Origin of the sequence: Paenarthrobacter sp. Y-19, from assembly GCF_029223985.1 — a bacterium.
GTDB classification, from domain to species: domain Bacteria; phylum Actinomycetota; class Actinomycetes; order Actinomycetales; family Micrococcaceae; genus Arthrobacter; species Arthrobacter nicotinovorans.
The window spans coordinates 3,116,478-3,134,863 of the sequence record NZ_CP119414.1; the positions used below are offsets into that span (position 1 = coordinate 3,116,478).

General features: G+C 61.6%; 15 protein-coding genes. 11 read left to right on the forward strand and 4 right to left on the reverse strand.

Annotated features, from left to right (window positions below; all coding sequences use genetic code 11):
* The first annotated feature begins 27 nt into the window (after positions 1 to 27).
* From PYR64_RS14565 to PYR64_RS14580, 4 genes are all read left to right on the forward strand, one after another.
* On the forward strand, positions 28 to 648 hold the full coding sequence (locus PYR64_RS14565) for an LPXTG cell wall anchor domain-containing protein (RefSeq protein WP_275775925.1): 621 nt from the start codon (positions 28 to 30) through the stop codon (positions 646 to 648).
* Positions 649 to 919: 271 nt separating this feature from the next.
* Positions 920 to 1,405, forward strand: a complete 486-nt coding sequence (locus tag PYR64_RS14570) for a VanZ family protein (protein ID WP_275779973.1) — start codon at positions 920 to 922, stop codon at positions 1,403 to 1,405.
* Positions 1,406 to 2,525: 1,120 nt separating this feature from the next.
* Positions 2,526 to 3,578, forward strand: coding sequence for a hypothetical protein (locus PYR64_RS14575; protein WP_275775927.1), 1,053 nt, complete (start codon positions 2,526 to 2,528; stop codon positions 3,576 to 3,578).
* A 567-nt stretch (positions 3,579 to 4,145) separates the two neighbouring features.
* Positions 4,146 to 4,862 (forward strand): hypothetical protein, encoded by a 717-nt coding sequence (locus PYR64_RS14580; RefSeq protein ID WP_275775929.1) that lies wholly within the window; start codon positions 4,146 to 4,148, stop codon positions 4,860 to 4,862.
* A gap of 103 nt (positions 4,863 to 4,965) precedes the next feature.
* Here the strand turns inward: PYR64_RS14580 and PYR64_RS14585 are convergent, their stop codons facing one another.
* The 3 genes from PYR64_RS14585 to PYR64_RS14595 form a co-directional block, all read right to left on the reverse strand.
* Complete coding sequence (locus PYR64_RS14585; protein ID WP_275775931.1) at positions 4,966 to 5,787, reverse strand: alpha/beta hydrolase; 822 nt, start codon at positions 5,785 to 5,787, stop codon at positions 4,966 to 4,968.
* Positions 5,788 to 5,831: 44 nt separating this feature from the next.
* Positions 5,832 to 6,740 carry an alpha/beta hydrolase gene (locus tag PYR64_RS14590; protein WP_275775933.1) on the reverse strand — a complete coding sequence of 303 codons (909 nt, stop codon included), beginning with the start codon at positions 6,738 to 6,740 and terminating at the stop codon, positions 5,832 to 5,834.
* A gap of 214 nt (positions 6,741 to 6,954) precedes the next feature.
* On the reverse strand, positions 6,955 to 8,352 hold the full coding sequence (locus tag PYR64_RS14595; protein ID WP_275775935.1) for a potassium transporter TrkG: 1,398 nt from the start codon (positions 8,350 to 8,352) through the stop codon (positions 6,955 to 6,957).
* Positions 8,353 to 8,690: 338 nt separating this feature from the next.
* On the opposite strand from PYR64_RS14595, the gene kdpF reads away from it, so the two are divergent.
* Genes kdpF through PYR64_RS14625 form a run of 6 tightly spaced genes read left to right on the forward strand, consistent with a single transcriptional unit; the run spans position 8,691 to position 16,533 of the window.
* Positions 8,691 to 8,789: a K(+)-transporting ATPase subunit F gene (kdpF, locus tag PYR64_RS14600; protein WP_110503754.1), complete on the forward strand. Its 99-nt coding sequence runs from the start codon at positions 8,691 to 8,693 to the stop codon at positions 8,787 to 8,789.
* A gap of 6 nt (positions 8,790 to 8,795) precedes the next feature.
* Positions 8,796 to 10,463: a potassium-transporting ATPase subunit KdpA gene (gene kdpA / locus PYR64_RS14605; protein WP_275775938.1), complete on the forward strand. Its 1,668-nt coding sequence runs from the start codon at positions 8,796 to 8,798 to the stop codon at positions 10,461 to 10,463.
* Positions 10,460 to 12,595, forward strand: a complete 2,136-nt coding sequence (gene kdpB / locus PYR64_RS14610; RefSeq protein ID WP_275775940.1) for a potassium-transporting ATPase subunit KdpB — start codon at positions 10,460 to 10,462, stop codon at positions 12,593 to 12,595. The genes kdpA and kdpB overlap by 4 nt, the downstream gene beginning before the upstream one ends.
* A 9-nt stretch (positions 12,596 to 12,604) precedes the next feature.
* Positions 12,605 to 13,216 carry a K(+)-transporting ATPase subunit C gene (kdpC, locus tag PYR64_RS14615; protein WP_275775942.1) on the forward strand — a complete coding sequence of 204 codons (612 nt, stop codon included), beginning with the start codon at positions 12,605 to 12,607 and terminating at the stop codon, positions 13,214 to 13,216.
* A 33-nt stretch (positions 13,217 to 13,249) separates the two neighbouring features.
* Entirely contained in the window at positions 13,250 to 15,859 is a 2,610-nt protein-coding gene (locus PYR64_RS14620) for an ATP-binding protein (RefSeq protein WP_110503750.1), read from the forward strand.
* On the forward strand, positions 15,859 to 16,533 hold the full coding sequence (locus tag PYR64_RS14625) for a response regulator (RefSeq protein ID WP_018776899.1): 675 nt from the start codon (positions 15,859 to 15,861) through the stop codon (positions 16,531 to 16,533). The genes PYR64_RS14620 and PYR64_RS14625 overlap by 1 nt, the downstream gene beginning before the upstream one ends.
* 33 nt (positions 16,534 to 16,566) lie before the next feature.
* Here PYR64_RS14625 and PYR64_RS14630 read toward each other — a convergent pair whose 3' ends face one another.
* Positions 16,567 to 17,019, reverse strand: coding sequence for an SRPBCC domain-containing protein (locus tag PYR64_RS14630; RefSeq protein ID WP_210077132.1), 453 nt, complete (start codon positions 17,017 to 17,019; stop codon positions 16,567 to 16,569).
* 72 nt (positions 17,020 to 17,091) lie between these two features.
* Between PYR64_RS14630 and PYR64_RS14635 the strand changes: the two genes are divergently transcribed.
* On the forward strand, positions 17,092 to 18,291 hold the full coding sequence (locus tag PYR64_RS14635; protein WP_275775946.1) for a glycosyl hydrolase: 1,200 nt from the start codon (positions 17,092 to 17,094) through the stop codon (positions 18,289 to 18,291).
* Positions 18,292 to 18,386 lie beyond the last annotated feature (95 nt).

The following is an 18,386-nucleotide window of genomic DNA, read 5'->3' on the forward strand; positions in this document are numbered from 1 at the left end:
TACCAAAAGGTCTCAGGGGGGACACACATGAGGAAATCTCTTGCAGCACTCACGCTCGCAGGTTCCATTGCACTTCTCGGCGCAGTACCGGCTGTAGCAGGCAACGCCAACTACCCAGCGCCGAACACCAGCGTTGCCGTCTCCGACGCTTCCGTGGCGCCGGGTGAAGCTTTTGTCTTCAGCGGCACGGGCTTCACACCGGGCGAAGGTATCACCATCACGGTTACACCCACGGGGACGCCGGCCGCCAGTGGCGGTAGTGTTTCCGCTGGAAGCCTCTCGGTGGCAGCACGCATTCCACTGGCCCCGTCCACATTGTCTGCAGTCGCAGATGGAAACGGTGCATTCTCGACCTCGATCGTAATCAACGAGCCCGGCGCTTATGCCGTCACCGCCACCGGGAACACCTCCGGCGTCACTGTCGGCCCTGTCACGGTAGTTGTCGGAGGCGCCGCTCTCTCCAATACGGGCAGCACTACGGGTACTGGTACGGGCTTGGCAAACACGGGGGGAGTGCCTCTGGCAAACACCGGCGCTGACTCTAGCCTCATCCTGTGGTCCCTGGTGGGCGCAGGCGCACTGGCAGCCGGCACGGCATCCGTCGTGGTAGCTCGCCGTCGTGCGAAGAGCACCGAGGTTTCTGCCTGATAGGTTTGAACCACTGAGGGTGGTTTGTCGGCAAGATTTTCTTGTTGGCAAACCACCCTTCTTTTTTCGGTTTCGTTTCCTCAAGCAAGTTCACTGTGGTATCCATAGGGACTATGGGGCGACATTGGAGAAGACGTAGGTGGCTTACCGAGCTTCGCTTCCCAATCCTGGGACCGGCTTCAGTACCACAAGGATTCCCGAAGTATGTCCTACTAGGGCTTCTTGCGGCGGCATCGATAGGCGTCAGCGCTTGGGCCTTGATTCGAACTTAGTGAAGGCGTGCTTGAAGAACCCTCTACCTTGGCGACGAGTCCTCACTGTCTACATCGCGGTCCTGGCAATAGTTGGCTTTTGGCCAACGCCTGTAGACAAACCACTTCATGGATTCTTGGAGGCAGCGCTCAAATATCTCCATAGTCATGGCGTGCCCGGCTGGTTTAATTACCACCTCATCGAGGCTTCCGCAAATGTCGCAATGTTCATTCCATTCGGAATTCTGATTGCCATGGCGCTGCCCGCCAAAGCATGGTGGCAGCTGGCTAGCTTAGGCTTGATGACCTCTACTTGCATGGAACTGGGACAGCTTCTGTTCATAGCTGCCCGTTTTGCTAGCCTCACGGATGTTGTCACAAATACGCTAGGAACTGTCATCGGAAGCTGTATTGTGCGTCTGCTAACCGCTTCATATTCAAATGAACATGCGCGGTGGATGTGTCTAGGTTCAGCCAAGGGAGATGGTGGGTCTAGCCAACAATGAAGCAACTCTTCTAGCGGATACGCGCGAGTCATAACGAGTCAGGCAGCTGACACGTCAGCGGTTTTGTAGCTCCTGCCTGCCATCTACTCCGTAGACGCCTAGGCCCATGCCCTCAGAGATTGCGAACGTCCGCAGCACCTTGGTCACCTGCGATTACCCAGCGCGTCCGGATTCGACATTTTCCAGGACATGGAAACAGCCGGATTGAGGACGTAGCGTTCGGTGAAGGCCAATTTGGATGCGGCCTCCTCGGCAATGGCTATCCCTACCACCCACTTCCAAGTGTCTACTCAGGATCGGGCGCTATATCGAAGTGGTCTTCCAACGGCATATTCACTTCGATCTACAATTATCTGGGCGGCGCTGATGCCTGCATTGACCGCCTCTTCGTCCATGGACTGAACTGCCGGGCATCCATAGTCAGCAGCATCACTTCGCAGATTGCTGTAGTGGCCGGGGAGCACAAGCATGCCTCCAGCCCGGCCGTCGGAAAGCCCCCTTTGCTCCTAGCGATGAACAAAGCAAAAGAATTCGCAGATGATAGGTGGTTATATCCAGACCATTACTTGAGTCTTTGTAAGTTGCCTTAGTATAAGACGCAGGCTGTCCGCGTCACGTTCTTGCCCAAACGTGATGTGGGCAGCTCCCTACTGTGCACATGCGGTCCGGCGGCGAATCTGGAAAGTCTGAGTCGGACTTACAGGATGTCCGTATTATTACGGACATCCTGTGCGCGCGTTTGCGGGTAGGGCACCCCACACGGTTGCCAGCGACGGCCTCGGACTTCAAAGCGATCGTGGTCCGCTGGCGCACTGAAGATATGGTCGGGTTGGCAGATCAAAGCCGCCACCAAACGCGAATAGGCATTCCGGACGAGGACAAATCACTGCCGCCTGTCCTTTTCAGGTGAAGGCCCGGGGTCTTCCCGTCAGTGTCTCGGACGCCATTTTGCGAGAACCATAACCGGCGTACTTTCTCCTATACTTGCATAGGAAATGCCAATCTGATCCTTGGGGAAATTGTGACTGTTAGTACTATCCGCGCGCTCACTGTCGAGCCGCTGTCGCCTACCGACGAGTTGTCTGTGGCGGCCCTAATTCACGGGTTAGGGGACGACCCAGTGCGAATCGACGTTTCGGCCAACGTTCCCCTCAAAGTGAGTGGCGGAGCGTGGCTTCCTGCCGCTCTCCCGATGGCGATGAAATACGGTGCTGGTCTCCGGCTTGACGGGTGCCACGACTCTGTTGCCCTTACTAACGCGGTGGGCGTCCAGCAGATGCTTGCTTCATGGTACGACGATCTGTCTCTTGTGAACGTCGACGCCGGCGGTCATGCTTCTTCGCAGACCCGCACACGGTCTAGAGGGGTGGGGAGCTTCTTTAGCGGCGGAGCCGACTCCTTTTTTTCTGCTATTGAGAAATCTGACGACATAACACACCTCATATTCGTAACTGGTTTTGATATTGACGTTGAGGATGAAGCCTTGGCGTCGCAGGCGGTGGCTGGAGCGCGAGCCGCGGCCGCGTCGCTCGGCAAGGAACTCATTGAAGTGCGGACTAATATCCGCCAAATGTCGGAAGGTATTCTCGACTGGGGCACCCACTACCACGGCGCAGCAATGGCTACCGTAGGACTCCTGCTGGGCGATGTGCTTGAGCGGGTGATTGTCCCGGCTAGCTACCACGTCGACGACCTTTTCCCTTGGGGGTCACACCCGGATCTTGATGCGCTTTGGAGTTCATCAGTGGTTACTTTCGAGCATCATGGGGAGTTCGCTACGCGCCCGGAAAAGGTCGCGAGAATAGCTGACAACGATGCAGCAATGGACCATCTGCGCATCTGTTGGAAGAACCCGGGTGGTGCTTTCAATTGTGGAACGTGCGAGAAGTGCATCCGCACGATGGTGAACCTCCGTGTTGTGGATGCCCTGGGAAGGTGCCGTACGCTTCCTGACGAAATCGACGTTAAGCGCCTCCGATCATTTCGAGCTGAACACGGTTCGGCCGTTTTCGCTAAGCAAAACCTTGAAGCAATGAAAGCAAACGGCATCAACGACAAGGAACTTATAGGGGCGCTAAAGTGGACCGTTCGTACTGCGCCTTTGTGGGACGCTGCCCGAGCATTGAGAACCTACACGCGCCGTCTACGCGGCTTGGTGTATCCAACCACATAGGTCGGTTGCCCCCAACCGAGAACAGCAGCAGCGGCAGCTTCTTCGGGAAGCTGGTTCCAGGGCGCCCTAGAGGTTGGAGCCTATATGCTCCAATCTCGTTGGGGTACGTGGGCGACATCGAGTTCCGGTTGGTGAGCATCTGCATTTGATCATTTGCCTAGTCCGAGTGGGCGGGATTGTTGTCGTCCGCGAATCCGATAGCTGTGAGCACCCGGAGCAGGCCAAGGTTCTTCGCCGCTGACATCAGGCCCGTGGGGAACTGCGTATCGGTGCCCGGTTGCCCGGGAACGGAGGTGTCGATGCCACAAATGCACTCACCTCCTCCGGGTAGCTCTTTTAGAGCACAACGTTGCCGGCATAGCGGGTCCAAACTGCACGATGCGATGGATGGCCGGAAGTCCCGTTGGCGGCAAGCGCGTAGGGCACGCTCAGGGGGGCCGTAACGAATTCGTCAATTCGCGCTACACATTGGTCGTGTAGCTCACAATGTATTGGGCGGCAGGGTGCCGCGCGCGCCATGGTCACCTTTCGAGTTTTCGGAACCTGGCGATCGAGCCAGGGACATCTATGAGCAACGACTACCATTTATCCGATGGATCGCCGCGCTACGGGAACCGGGAGGAAGCTTCTGGAGAGCTTTCCCTATCAGGTGCAGCAATCCGAGTCGAAGAAGCCGCCGAGGGCGCAGCGCGCTTGAGCTTGGATGATATGACTGCTGCAATCGACCGCCGGTTGGAGAGCGCCTGGTCGGAGGTTCCAGATCCTTCGGTAACGGCGCTCAGGAAAGAGTATCCAGAGGAGCTAGCTGCTGCACGTGCCCTTGTGAACGTGCATCTGGGGACTCAACGTCAATGGCGGTTGAAAGCGCAAGGCATCCGCGATAAGCGCTTGGCAGCTACAACGGGTCGCAGACGTGCTTCTGGCCTTGCACAAAAGATCCTTCTGTTGCGCATTGGACTCATCATTGCCTTGATCGCTCCGCCGGCATACGTCGTGAGCACGAACCAAAACGATCTCGTCAAACTTGTGGTCACGGGTGCCTTCTGTTTGGTCGCTGCTTTCGTCGGGGGGCATTACCTCACTGTGATGGCACGAGTGCCAGTAATGCCGACTATCCGCGGCCCTTGGCTGACCGAAATTCGCGAAGACATAGTCAATGCGACACTGGTGGCCATTTTGCTCAACAAGGGCATCTTTGTCCGAGGCACCACCGTGGCGGCTGCCAGACGGGGATGGCAGAGCGTGCAGGTCGCGGCCAAGGCCGCGACTGGGATTCACGCGTAAGACAGGGGCTTGGGCGCCGCTCCCGCATGCGTGTGGTGAAGGTAGTGCTCGCCGGGTAGGGGCAGCACCACGGTATCGCGCTACGTCGAGACGATCGGCGAACTTACGGGCGTTTGGACAGCCCTCCGAGGAAGCTCCTCAAATCCTCGGCGACTCTCGCCGGACACTCCCAAAGCACCAGATGACCGGTCCCCTCGTAGATATGCACTCGTGCGCCCTTAATACGGCCAACCAGGGTTTCCTGATGCTGTCTCGGCACAAGGTGATCGTGGGCGCCCCAAAGCATCAGCGTCGGGACGGAAATCTCGCCGGTCTCCGTCGGAGGAACGGCCTCGCAGAATCCCCGCAGTGAAGTCTTCCAAACCGAGGCTGGCATGGCCAGACCGTCCTGTACCCGGTCCTCGATGTATGCGGCCGGCACAGTGTGCAACATTCTGTACCAGGCCAAAGACTCACGAACCCAGTTCTCTGGGATCGGATCCGTCAGTTGCTCCACCTCGGCCGCAAAGGGCGGCCTTCCGTGGAGAGTCAGCGGCGCGCCTACCAACGTCAAGGATGCAACAAGCTCCGGATGAGAGACAGCGAGTTGCTGGGCGACGTAACCACCACTGGATGACCCCAGGACATGTGCCTGTTTGGCTCCGAATGCCTTAAACACGGCAACGACGTCCTCAACAACTTCACAAAGCGAGTAGCCGTCTGCCGGTTTGTCGGCCGCACCATGACCTCGCAGATCAGGCGCGAGAATCACAAATTCAGGAAGCGAAGCAATGAGGCGATCAAAACTCCGCCAGGACTCGCCCCAAGCGTGCAGAAGCAGAAGTGGGGCGCCGCCGTCGTCGGCTGCTTGTTCCAGGTTCCCTTGCACGAAACAAGGCACACTGATCCCGGTGTTCAGAGATACGGTCCTGACTTCGGACTCCATGGCCTCAGCGTACGCTCGCCCCGCTGCTGGCAGGAAGGCATACGCTACCGCCGCCCCACCTCCCACTTCCTAACCCCATCCGCGATCTCCCCCGCGTGCGTGTGGTGGAGGTAGTGTTCGCCCGGTAGGGGCACTACCGTCCCGTCAGTGACGCTGGCAGCCTGGCCCCGATGCAGGTCAAGCCACTCCGGGGTCTGTTTGTTCTCCGCAACAACAAACAGCAGCAGCGGCAGATCTTTCGGGAATGCCGTGCCCAGGGCGTTCTTGAAGTTCGAGGAAATGTGGGCCATCTCGTTCAGGTACGTGGGAGACATCGAATTCCGGTTGGTGAGCATCTGCATCTGCTCACGCGCGTATTCGGTATAAACGGGGTTGTCGTCGGAGCTGGTCACAGCTGTGATCAGCCGGAGCAGGCCAAGGTTTTTCGCGACAGACATCATGCCTGTAGGGAACTCTGTATCCATGCCTGGTTGCCCCGGGACGGAGGTGTCAATGCCGACAAAGGCGCTGACTTCCTCCGGGTAACGGTTGGCGTAGTCGATGCCGTAGAGACCGGCGATGGAGTGTCCCATCAGGATGTAGCGATTGACGTTGAGAGCCTGAAGGGCCCCATGAACTTCCTGCACGATGTTTTCGGTAGTCCGGTCCCGGTCAGTGCCATCACTCAATCCGTAGCCCAAGGGCTCCACCACAATCACCCGATGGTCCTTGGAAAGATCGCGGACCAGAGGTGCGAAGTCCAGCACAGGCGATGACGTTCCAAAGCCCGGTAACAGGACGACGTCCTTGATGCCGCTGCCGGTCACCAGGACGTTGATCTTCCTGCCGTCCACCTCCACCCGCTGACCATAGGATTCAATCCTGCTGCTCTCGGAGTTGCTCGCCACTACGTTCACCACGCTGGTGGTCGCCAACCCCAGCGCCACCACGGCCCCAATCGCAGAGACTGTCACGAGTAATTTCTTTACTGCCCTCTTCAAACATGCCTTCCCAGTGCGCGCCGTGCGCCCTGTATCCAGCCTCGCTTGTCCCGGCGGCGAGCGCGTCACCCCAGGGTGCTCACTTGGGTAGTCCGTTCGGGGTACGAGGACTTCCTCCTTGGGATGACACCCGCCGAAGACCCCACGCAAAAGCCGGCGGCAGCAACGCCGTCGTAATTCCCGGTGCCTAACCGATGATCGGCCGTTCCTCGGGGAGCATGAACAACCTCGGACGGGAAGCCAGCGCGATGGCTGAGGCAACGGTGACGGAGCCGATGCGGCCGGTGAACATCAAGGCCATCAGCACCCATTCTGCGGTGGGCGGCAGGTGGTAGGTGATTCCTGTACTTAGGCCTACCGTGCCGAACGCGGAGATGGTTTCGAAGAGCACCTTCTCCAGGCTGTAGTCGGTAACCATGAGGAGCAGCAGTGTCCCCAGGACAACGGCCCCTACACCCAGCAAGGCCACAGTGAGCGCCTGTCGTTGGGTGGATGAGCTGATGGAGCGGTGCGCGATGGTGACCTGCTCGCGTCCGCGAACCTCGTTCCAGATGGCGAAGCCCAGGACCAGGAACGTGGTGATCTTGATGCCGCCGGCCGTTCCTGCGCTCCCGCCGCCGATGAACATCAGAATGTTGGTGACCATCAGCGTTTCCGGGGTGGCTACGCCGTAGTCAATGCTGTTGAAACCGGCCGTCCTGGGAAACACGCCACCTGCCAGGGAACCCAACAATTTGCCGGTGAAACTTAGCGGCCCCAGCGTCTCCGGGCGGTTCCATTCGAAGGCCGCGAACAGCACTATGCCCGCGCCCAGCAGCAACAAAGAACCGTAGACGGTCAGCCGGAGATGAACGGTCCAGTTCTTGAACTTGAGACCGGTCCTGAACAGCTGGATGATCACCGGGAAACCCAGTCCTCCAGCAACGATGGCGGCACAGATGGGGACGATGATCCAGGGGTCTTCAGCGAATCCGATGAGGTTGTCGCTGTACAGGGCGAAGCCGGCGTTGTTAAAGGCGGAAACCGCGTGGAAGACCCCATGCCAGAGAGCCGTGCCGGGGTTGTCGTCATAAGCGATCCAGAAACGTGCTGTCAGGACGAGCGCCGTGCACGCCTCGAAAACAGCCATGATCTTGAGGACCTTGAAAAGGACGGACTTCACGTCGCCGAAGTTCAGGGTGTGGGTCTCGGACTGGGCCACCAGCTGGCCACGCAGGCCAATGGTCTTCCGCACAAACAAAGCCAGCAAGGTTGCCAGGGACATGATTCCGAAGCCACCCACCTGAATCAGTGCCAGGATCACCCCATGCCCGAAAGGCGTCCAGTACGTGGCAGTGTCAACGGTGATAAGACCGGTGACGCACACAGACGACACCGCGGTGAAGAAAGCTGTGGTGACGATATCGCCGGTATCGCCTGTCCTCGATATCGGCAGCATCAGCATGCCCGCGCCGACGATGATCACCGCCAGGAAAGCCAGAGGCACCAGACGGACCGGATGCAGCAGCCCCGACACCAAGCGCTGCCCTTGGTCAGCAACAGCCAACTGCAGCGGGCTGCGGCGGATGAGGGAGCGTTCAGTCATGCCCGATCTTCCTAGTGGGTAGGCTTCCGTGCCGAAGCTAGCACCGATCAGCTATGGATCGGCGGGAAGCGGGCAGATCTTGACGAATCCTTAACGCCCCCGCGTTAAGAGCGCATCAAGATTTCCCACGTCCGCATTAAGGAACCGTAAGGAACGTCTTTTCAGCACTTTTGCGGGAGTTGACTGTCATCAGCCCCGCAATCGGGGCACTGATGAAAGGACGTTCCAGTGGCCGACGTGGCTGTTGTGGTGATTCTTGTGGTGAGCATGGGAATCGTGATGTGGGTGGCCCACCTGTTGGGCAAGATGGTGGACGGCGAAGGCCCGGTGAGTGGGCGATGAACGCGGACGCGATCATGTGGGTCAGTCTGTTCATCCTTGGCCTGGCCCTTGCAGGGTACCTGCTGGCTGTGCTCCTCAACCCGGAAAAGTGGTGACCCCGGGTGGTCTTCAGTACTGCATCCTTCATCACCCAGATAGCCGTCCTGGTTCTGGTACTGCTTCTCCTTCACAAGCCTTTGGGTGTGTACATGGCCCGGGTCTTCACAGGTACCAAACACTCAAAGCCTGAAAAGGTCCTCTACCGCCTGGCCGGAGTGGACGCCGGGACTGAACAGAGCTGGTCTGTATATCTGCGCAGCGTTCTGCTCTTCTCGTTGATCTCCATTCTTGTGATCTTCGCGTTGCAGCGTCTCCAAGGCGTGCTGCCGGGCAGCAATTCCCTGCCGGGCGTGGACCCTTGGGTTGCCATGAACACGGCGATCTCGTTCGTCACCAACACCAACTGGCAAACATACGTTCCCGAGGCCACCGTGGGCATCTTCGTCCAGATGTGCCTGCTCGCCGTACAGAACTTCCTCTCTGCCGCGGTGGGAATCGTGGTGGTCGTGGCCCTGATCCGCGGCATCGTCAGGACCACAACAGACCGGTTGGGCAACTTCTGGGTGGACCTCGCCCGCGCTTCGTTCCGCATCCTGTTGCCCATCGCGACCGTAGCGGCCATCGCCTTGGTGATTGGCGGCGTCGTGCAGAACTTCTGGTCCACCGACGTCACGAACGCCGCCACCGGCGCCGCGCAGACCATTCCCGGCGGTCCCGTGGCCTCACAGGAAGCCATCAAAGTCCTGGGCACCAACGGAGGCGGCTACTTCAACGCCAACTCAGCCCACCCCTTCGAAAACCCGAGCGTCTTCACCAGCCTGTTCCAGGTTTTCCTCATCCTCCTCATCCCTTCCGCACTGCCGTACATGTACGGGCGGATGGTGGGAGACCAGCGCCAGGGCTACACCGTCGCCGCTGTGATGGGCGCACTCTGGTTGACCTCGACGTGCCTGATGGCTTGGGCCGTCTCCTCCGCACAAGGAACGGCGACGGCGGCGGCCGGCGGCCTGGGTGAAGGCTTCGAACAGCGCCTGGGTCCGGCGGCCAGTTCCATCTTCGCCGCGTCCACAACCCTGACCTCCACCGGAGCGGTGAACGTCGCCCACGACTCGCTGCCCCCCTTGGCCGGCGGCGTCGCGATGCTGAACATGATGCTCGGCGAAGTGGCACCCGGCGGAACAGGATCCGGCCTATACGGCATGCTGGTCCTGGCCATCATCGCCGTCTTCATCGCAGGGCTGATGGTGGGGCGGACCCCGGAATTCCTGGGCAAGAAGATCAGCCCCCGCGAAATGAAAATCGCAGCCCTCTACATCCTGGTAACCCCCACCCTGGTGCTGGTACTCGCCGCTGTCTCGGCACTCCTACCGGAGGTGATGGCCAATGCCCCGGCATCAGGACCGCACCAGTTCAGCGAACTGCTCTACGCCTTCACCTCCGGTGCCAACAACAACGGCTCAGCCTTCGGCGGCATCACCAGCTCCGGCCCCTACCTCTCCACCCTGTTGGGGCTCGCCATGCTGCTGGGCCGGTTCCTTCCCATCGCCTTGGTCCTTGCGCTCGCAGGTTCCCTGGCACGGCAAAGGAAAATCCCGGTCTCCTCCGGCACGGTACCAACCCACGGCCCGCTGTTCGGCTCACTCCTGCTGGCCGTGACCGTGATCCTCACCGCGCTCAGCTACTTCCCCGCCCTGGCTCTGGGCCCCCTCGCAGAAGGACTTACCAAATGACCAACTCCAGCACGGCCCCGGCCGCGGAGTCCGAAAAACCCGGCCACCCCGTTGACGCTCCGCCCGTTCCACCGGAACACAAGCACCACACCAAGGCACCGGCCAAGCTCAATGCCGCCTCGCTGCGGGCAGCCCTCCCGGTTGCCTTCAAGAAGCTCGATCCCCGGCAAATGGTCCACTCCCCCGTCATGTTCGTCGTGCTGGTGGGAGCAGCGGCCTGCACCGTGATCAGCGCCGTGAAGCCGGACATTTTCGGCATCGCAGTCACCGCATGGCTGTGGCTGACGGTGCTGTTCGGAACACTCTCCGAAGCCATCGCCGAAGGCCGCGGAAAGGCCCAGGCGGACAGCCTCCGGGCAAGCCGCCAGGGTGTCACGGCACGGCTGCGCCAGGACGATGGAACCACCAAAGTGGTGGCCGGCACTGACCTGAAGCTCAACGACGTCGTCATCTGCGAAGCCGGGGACGTCATCCCCTCCGACGGCGAAATCATCGAAGGCCTGGCCAGCGTGGACGAGTCCACCATCACCGGCGAATCAGCACCGGTCATCAGGGAGTCCGGCGGCGACAGGTCTTCGGTGACCGGCGGAACCAAGGTCCTCTCCGACAGGATCGTCGTGCGCATCACCGCCGAGCCCGGAGAGACGTTCATCGACAGGATGATCAAGCTGGTTGAGGGCGCCGTCCGGCAAAAGACCCCCAACGAGATCGCCCTTCACGTCCTGCTCGTCTCACTGACCATCGTGTTCCTGGTAGTGACCATGTCACTGGCGCCCTTCGCGTCACTGGCGAACGCCACTCCGTCTCCCATCGTGCTGGTTGCGCTGCTGGTCTGCCTCATCCCCACCACCATTGGCGCGCTGGTTCCGGCCATCGGCATCGCGGGAATGGACCGGCTGGTGCAGCACAACGTGCTGGCAACATCCGGCCGGGCAGTGGAAACAGCCGGCGATATCACCACGCTGCTGCTCGACAAGACCGGAACCATCACCTACGGGAACCGACGTGCCGTGAACTTCTTCCCGGCCAATGACGTCGGGCTCGATGAACTCACCGCCGCCGCCCGGCTCTCCAGCCTGGCCGACGAAACACCGGAAGGCCGCTCCATCGTGGAGCTCGCCGATGCCCGCGGTATCGGCGGTCCCGACCTCGCCGGACTGCGCACCGCCTACTCGGACATCACGGTTGTGGAGTTCACCGCCAGCACCCGGATGAGCGGGCTGGACCTGGACGGCCGCCTCATCCGCAAAGGCGCCGCGTCCGCCGTCGGGCATTTTGTCACCGACGCCGGCGGTCGCCTCCCGGCTGAAGTCCAGCGCCGCGTGCAGGAGATTTCCGCCCAAGGCGGCACCCCGCTGCTGGTAGCCGAAAGCGCGCACGACGGCGACGCACGGGTTCTGGGAACAGTTCACCTTTCCGATGTGGTCAAGCCGGGCATGAAAGCCCGCTTCGCCGAGCTGCGCGCCATGGGAATCCGAACGGTCATGATCACCGGCGACAACCCGGTGACGGCCAAAGCGATCGCGGCGGAGGCCGGCGTCGACGACTTCGTTGCCGAAGCCACGCCCGAGGACAAACTCGACGTCATCCGCCGGGAGCAAAGTGAAGGACGCCTGGTGGCCATGACCGGAGACGGCACCAACGATGCTCCGGCCCTGGCGGCAGCCGACGTGGGAGTGGCCATGAACTCCGGCACGCCGGCGGCCAAAGAAGCAGCCAACATGGTGGACCTCGACTCGGACCCCACCAAACTGATCAACATTGTGGGGATCGGCAAGCAGCTGCTCATTACCCGGGGAGCCTTGACCACGTTCTCTGTGGCCAATGATGTTGCCAAGTACTTCGCCATTGTCCCGGCGCTGTTCACAGCAGCCTTCCCCGGGCTTGGACTGCTGAACATCATGGGGCTGGCCAGTCCGGCGTCGGCGATTCTGTCAGCCGTGATCTTCAACGCCCTCATCATCATTGTCCTGGTCCCCTTGGCACTGCGGGGCGTGAAGTACCGGGCAGTGTCAGCCAACCAGGCCCTGGGCCGGAATCTGCTGCTCTACGGACTGGGCGGCCTGGTTGCCCCGTTCCTCGGAATCAAACTCATTGACCTGGTCTTGTCCCTCATCCCAGGCATCGGCTAGGAGCCACCCATGAACACCATTTCCGGATACCTTCGCCAAGCAGGCACCGCAGTCAGGTTCCTGCTGCTGGCAACCATCGTGCTGGGTTTGCTCTACCCCCTGGTGGTCTTCGGCGCAGGGCAGCTGGTTGCGCCGTTCCAGGCCAACGGATCCATCGTGAAGGACTCCGCCGGGCGGCCGGCAGCATCAGCGCTCATAGCCCAGACCATGGCGGACGAATCAGGAACTCAGAGCCCACAGTGGTTCCACGCCCGGCCGTCCGCCGTCATGTGGGACCCGGCGTCGTCCTCAGCCAGCAACCTAGGACCCAACGATCCCAAACTCCTGGACGCCGTGAACAGCAACCGTGCAGCTATCGCGGCAGCGGAGGGCGCCAACCCAGCCGACATTCCGGCTGATGCCCTCACGGCCAGCGGATCAGGGCTGGACCCGCACATTTCAAAGGACTACGCGGATCTCCAGGTCCAGCGGGTTGCCAAAGCCCACGGACTCGAAGCCGGCGACGTTCAGACCTTGGTGGACCAGCAGACCAGCAGCGGGCTCGAGGCCTTCCTCAGCCAGCCATCGGTCAACGTGACCCTGCTGAATCTGGACGTCGCCCGGCTGGCCGCGAACCCGTGAGTAGCTTCGGTTCCCGAGTGGAAGAATGAGGACATGGCGCGGGCAACACTGAGGATTTTTCTGGGGGCAGCACCGGGCGTCGGCAAAACTTACGCAATGCTCGAAGAAGCCCACAGACTGCTGGGCCGCGGCGAGGACGTGGTGGTGGCCTTCGCCATGCACCACGGACGCGCCGATACCCAAGCGCTCACCCAGGGGCTGGAGATCGTGCCGACCCGGTCCATCGAGTACCGGGGAAGCACCTTCGAAGAGATGGACCTGGACGCGGTCCTGGCCCGGCGCCCACACACCGCGGTCGTGGACGAGTATGCCCACACCAACATTCCCGGGAGCCGGAACCAGAAGCGCTGGCAGGACATTGAGGAATTGCTGGACGCCGGCATCAATGTCCTGTCCACGGTGAACGTGCAACACCTGGCCTCCCTGGGCGATGTTGTCAGCGCCATCACCGACGTCAAGCAGGCCGAAACCGTCCCGGACGACGTCGTGCGCCGCGCTGACCAGATCCATCTGGTGGACATTTCGCCCGAGCTGCTCCGGCAGCGCCTGGGCGATGGCAAGATCTACGATGCCGACAAGATCGACGCTGCCCTGTCCAATTACTTCCGGGTGGGCAACCTGACAGCACTGCGGGAATTGGCGCTGCTCTGGCTCGCTGACCGCGTGGACGAAGGATTGGCGCGCTACCGGGCAGAGAACCAGATCGAGGAAAGCTGGCCTGCCCGCGAGCGCATCGTCATCGGGCTGACCGGGGGCGCCGAAGGCGAAGTACTGATCCGGCGAGCCGCCCGGATCCTCAAGAGGGTCAACGGCGGTGACCTCCTGGCCGTCCACGTCCGGGCCGCTGACGGTGTGGCCGCCGAGTCCCCCCAGGACCTGGAAGCCCAACGCACGCTGATCAAGGACCTCGGTGGCAGCTACCACACCGTCTCCGGAGAAGACCCTGCCAAGGCACTGCTGGACTTCGCCCGGAGTGTGAACGCCACCCAGATCGTGGTGGGAGTATCACGCCGCAAATTCCCCGCGAACCTGCTCAGCGGTGGCGTGGGAAGCCGCGTCGTCAGAGGATCCGGCGACATCGACGTCCACATGGTCTCCCACCCCCTGGGAGGCCGCGGCCTGGAGCGCACCCGCAAACGCGACCTCGGGCGTGTGCGTGTAGCCGTCGGTTTTGCCATGGCCGTGATCGTTCCGGTGCTGCTGCAGCTGGTGCTTGCGGCGGCCCCAACCCACAACATTGCCACGGCAGTGCTGATCCAGCTCAGCGGCTCGGTAGCCGTTGCCCTGGTGGGTGGCTTGTGGCCCGCCCTTCTGGGTGCGCTCTGGAGCAGCGTCCTGGTGAACTACTTCTCCATTCCGCCGATGGGGACACTGACCATCAGTGACCCACAGAACCTCCTGGCCCTCCTGGTGTTCGCCGGAGTTTCTTCCGCGGTGGCTGTGGTGGTGGACCTCTCCGCTCGGCGCTCGAAGGAGGCAGCACGCGCACGCTCTGAAGCAGCCACCCTGGCAGACCTCACCCGCGGGGCAACAACCGCAGAAGACCCCGTGCAGGATCTCCTGGAACAAGCACTGGAAGTCTTCCAGGTCCACGGCGCGGCACTGTACGTTTCCTCCGCCGCGGACAACCGGCAGCTCCGGCCGTCCCCAGCAGAGCCGGAATGGCGCCGCGTCGCTGCCGCGGGCAGCACCCAAGGTGACCAGGACGACGTCGACAACATTGAACAGGTGGACAGCACCACCAGGCTGGTCCTCAGCGGCCGGATACTGCCCGCCAGCGACCGTCGGCTCCTCGGAGCCTTCGGCGCGCATCTGTCCGCTTTGCTCGAACGTGGCCAGCTCGCCGCCACCCGCCGGGAAGTTACGCGGCTGGCCGAAAGCAACACCATGCGGACCTCCATCCTCAGGGCCGTCTCGCATGACCTCCGCACACCTCTGGCGGGCATCAAGCTCGCTGTTGGAGGGCTGCGCCAGCCTGGCGTGCAGTACACCGAGGACGAAGAGCAGGAACTGCTGGCAACCATCGACGAATGCTCGGACCGGCTGGACGGGTTGGTCGGCAATCTGCTGGACATGTCCCGCATCACTTCAGACTCCGTCAACGCCCTCATCAAGCCCCTGCGCTGGTACGACGTGATCCCCGCCGCCCTACACGGCATCGCGCCTGGACGGGTCAGGGTGGACCTGCCACCCAACATGCCCGAAGTGGACGCCGACGCCGGCATGCTGGAACGGGTCATCGCGAACATCGTGGAAAATGCCGTGAAATACGCCCCTGACTCCGAGGTGGTCATCGCCGGCGCCGCGGGAGGGTTCAGCACCACAACCCTGGACGGCAGGCCCGCCGGCGAACTGCGCATCATTGACCACGGCCAAGGCGTCCCGGCCAGCAACGTCCTGAAAATGTTCCAGCCCTTCCAACGGCTGGACGATGTTCCCGCGACCACAGGAGTGGGCCTGGGCCTTGCCGTAGCCCAAGGATTCACAGAGGCCATGGGTGGCACACTCACCGCCGAAGAAACACCCGGAGGCGGACTCACCATGCTCATCAGGCTCCCCCTCTCCACAGGTCCCGCCCCGGACCTGCCGCAACGCCCCGCGGCTCCCTCTGTTACCGCACTGCCTGCCCCGAAAGGCCCCTAGTGAACATTCTGGTCGTGGACGACGACCCCCACATTGTCAGGGCGCTCGCCATCACCTTGAAAGGCCAGGGATACACGGTGGTGACCGCCACCGATGGAGAGTCCGCTCTTCGCGCCGCCGCCCAACGGCCCATCGCGGTGATGATCCTGGACCTCGGCCTGCCCGACATGGACGGGAACGCCGTCATCGCTGCAGTTCGTGAATGGAGTGCTGTACCGATTCTGGTGCTCTCCGCCCGGCACGGCTCCAACGACAAAGTGGAAGCCCTGGACGCAGGCGCCGACGACTACATCACCAAGCCCTTCGGGTTGGAGGAACTCCTGGCAAGGCTGCGGGCGTTGTTGCGCCGAAGCACCGAACCCAGCGAAGAGATCACCAGGGTTGAGACCAGCTCCTTCACAGTGGACCTGGGCAAGAGGCAAATCACCAAGGCGGGCCAGGACGTCCGGATGACACCCACGGAATGGAACATCCTGGACATCCTGATCAGGAACCCGGACAAGCTCATCACCCAGCAGCAACTCCTCACGGAAGTCTGGGGACCGGCCTATGCCAAGGAAGCCAACTACCTCCGCGTCTACATGGCCCAGCTCCGCCGAAAACTCGAAAAAGAACCGGGCAGCCCCCGGCACCTGATCACCGAGCCAGGGATGGGCTACAGGTTTGTCCCCTGAGTCCGGCAGGTGCCCGCACCGCCGTCGTCATTCTCAAGCTTTTTCGGCAGCCGCTTTCAGGTCTGCGGCGAACCGGGTGAAACTGGCGTCGAAGGACGGAATCTTATTGGCGAAGAGCGGGAAGACGGGCCCGCCTATCTTCTCCGCCATCTCGAAGCGGGACCGGCCGTCGTTGGTCTCGGTGATGGTGTAAGTCCGGGTTCCCAGAGCGTCACCCCAGGCGAGCTTGGCAGGCGCTTGGAATTCCTTGACTTTGAGTTTGAACGTGCGGCTGGGGTCCAACGTGGACACCAAGGCGATCTTCGATCCCGGGGCAATCTCACCGTCCACTGACACCACCGTGGAATTCCACGTGGGGTAATTCCCGGCGTCGGTCAACAGCCCCCACACCGTGGAGGGAGGCGCGTCGATGAGAGTGGCTACCCGCGTCTCACGACTGAATGTCTTGCTGGTAGTGGTGGCAGTTCCATCGGATATCTCAGACATGGCTTCCGGCTCCTCTACGCGGGAATGCGGTGATGATGATGATGCTACAGGTGCGCTGCTACATTGAAAGCCATGATTTGGGGAGCCCGTAAATTCTTTGCTGCTGTCACTGGCGCGGCCCTGCTGGGGAGTTCCCTGAGCGCTTGCGTTGGACCACAGCCAGGCTCCAACACTTCGCCGCTCCCCACGTGCCGGGCCGCCTTTCCTTCGGCACCACCTGAAGGCATTCTGGCCGGCGTGAATCTGGACTGGGAGCACGAAACCCTTGAGCAATACGCGGCGAACCTTGGGCAACGGCCCGCTGTCACGGTGACGTTCACCGACTTTCCCATGTCGGGGACAGATAGAGGGAACGTTGAAGCCGCGTTCGAGCAGATCCGTGCCAACGGCGGGACGATGCTGCTCACCCTCGAGCCCAAGCAAGGGTTGACTTCCGTCACACCGGAGGTTGCCGTCGAGTTATCAACCATGCTGGCCCGATTCAACAACGCAGGCGTTCCCGTGATCGTCCGGTTCGCCCACGAGATGAATGGGTCCTGGTATGCCTGGGGCCAGCAACCCACGGCCTACGTGGCCGCCTATCAGCGCGTGGCCACAGCAGTTCATGCAAAGGCCGCAGGAAGCGCCATGATGTGGGCGCCGAACTATGGCGGCGGATACCCCTTTAGCGGCGGTAAGTATCAAGCCGTAGCCGGAACACCGGAGTTCGCTGCGTTGGACACCAACAAAGATGGCGAAGTCACCGGCGTTGACGATCCCTACGCCCCCTACTACCCCGGGGATGATGCAGTGGATTGGGTGGGCATGTCCCTCTACCACTGGGGCAATACCTACCCTTGGGGTGCCAACGTCATTCCCGAACAGGGCAAATTCCTTCAGCAACTGACCGGCAACTACAACGGTGCCGGCGGCGACGATCTCGCCGTCCCGGACTTCTATACCGAGTACGGGACCGCCCGGAACAAACCCGTGGCCATTCCTGAGACTGCGGCCCTCACGGTCGCATCAGGCGAGGGTGCCGACGCTTTGGCCATTAAAGAGGCCTGGTGGGGTCAGCTCTTCGATCCGGCCATCCCCACGGACTACCCCGCCCTGAAAATGATCAACTGGTTCGAATGGGACAAGAACGAGGTTGAGGTGAAGGCCACCGTGGACTGGACGGCAACCAAAAATCCCCAGGTGCGCGAGGCGTACACGGCGGCCCTCCCGGACTGGTTCACCTTCGCCGACGCTCCCGCAGCATGTTTGCCCGCCGGAGACGCACCATCCTGAGCCTCTGCGCGCACAACAGCATTAGGGGGCCAGAGCAGGGAGATAGGGGGCTGCGGCAGGGAGCAGGCGCGGCTGGAGTGGCCTACCATTAGGCG